Source organism: Treponema sp. R80B11-R83G3 (assembly GCF_054786115.1).
In genome coordinates this window covers 1-974 of the sequence record NZ_BDHF01000285.1, presented here as the reverse complement: position 1 = coordinate 974, position 974 = coordinate 1, and the positions used below count along the sequence as shown (strand labels likewise).

2 protein-coding genes are annotated in these 974 nt (G+C 40.1%); both read right to left on the bottom strand.

Annotated features, from left to right (window positions below; translation table 11 throughout):
• Positions 1-368: 368 nt before the first annotated feature.
• On the bottom strand, positions 369-557 hold the full coding sequence (locus ACYVRH_RS13350; protein ID WP_461257385.1) for a hypothetical protein: 189 nt from the start codon (positions 555-557) through the stop codon (positions 369-371).
• Positions 558-657: 100 nt separating this feature from the next.
• Positions 658-804: a hypothetical protein gene (locus tag ACYVRH_RS13345; RefSeq protein WP_461257384.1), complete on the bottom strand. Its 147-nt coding sequence runs from the start codon at positions 802-804 to the stop codon at positions 658-660.
• Between the last annotated feature and the right edge of the window lie 170 nt (positions 805-974).

Below are 974 nucleotides of genomic sequence, written 5' to 3'. Positions count from 1 at the left end.
GTAGTTAGAAAGCTTTATCTAGGGTACGTCGCCGAACATTATTCTCTGAATTTTCTTTGTTTTATTCCCAAGTCTCCTACGGCGAGGAATTCCAGAAGATGTTTTTGCCACCCGCAGCCCTGCCCTGACTGTACTCAAGGAATTTATTCGGCATACATCTTCTAGCGGTAATTAGCATTTTATCATTATGACTACCATACATTATTGTGTGCCTTACAAGATATGGTAAGCTACGGAAAAGCGGTAACAGATACTTTGAGAAGGCTATACTTTTGAGCCTGCGTTTTTACGGGATTTAAAGAAGATATACCAGAGAAACCCTGCTAGAGCGAAAAGACCTATTGTCGTGATAATTTGAATAATCATTTTCAACTCAGAGCTAAAACAGGCTCTTTTACCCTGGTTTTTTGCATTTCTTTGTGCATTGCAATTTTCTTGTCGATTTCTTCCTTGTCTTGTTCGGTTAAACTTCTGCCGTCAATAATGATTTCTTCGTTTTCAAGAGCATTAAGAAACAAATCTAAATCTACTTCTTCGCCGGTGTCAAGATTATACATAACTTCCTCCTGTTAAAAATATTTGTCTATCAGATTTTTTGCGTCTTCTTCCTGAATTGCCATTAAGCCTCCGCCTAAATGCACCGCACCGAGTGTTTTTTCATAATGTTCGATAAGCGCCGTTTTTTTTATTTACTTTGTTCAGTTCTTCTTGATTGACAGGTAAGACTAATGTTTTCAATGCTTCGCCTGTTTCGGCGTTTTCTATTGATGCGGTTATTTTGTCTATTTCAAAATCAAGCTCCATGTTTTTATTGTATCATGGGCAAATAAAACAGGCTAGACTTTTTTCGCTATAAGGTCAGCCCCCTGCTCTAGCTTAGGTCAGGGTTCTGCGCTAGGTTAGGTCAGCCCCCTGCTCTGGCTTAGGTCAGCCTTCTGCTCTAGCCTAGGTCAGCCCCCTGCTCTAGCTTAGGT

Excerpts from the sequence above, each read along its gene's own strand:
- ACYVRH_RS13350 (WP_461257385.1), bottom strand. The coding sequence starts at position 557 with ATGTATAATCTTGACACCGGCGAAGAAGTAGATTTAGATTTGTTTCTT.
- ACYVRH_RS13345 (WP_461257384.1), bottom strand. The coding sequence starts at position 804 with ATGGAGCTTGATTTTGAAATAGACAAAATAACCGCATCAATAGAAAAC.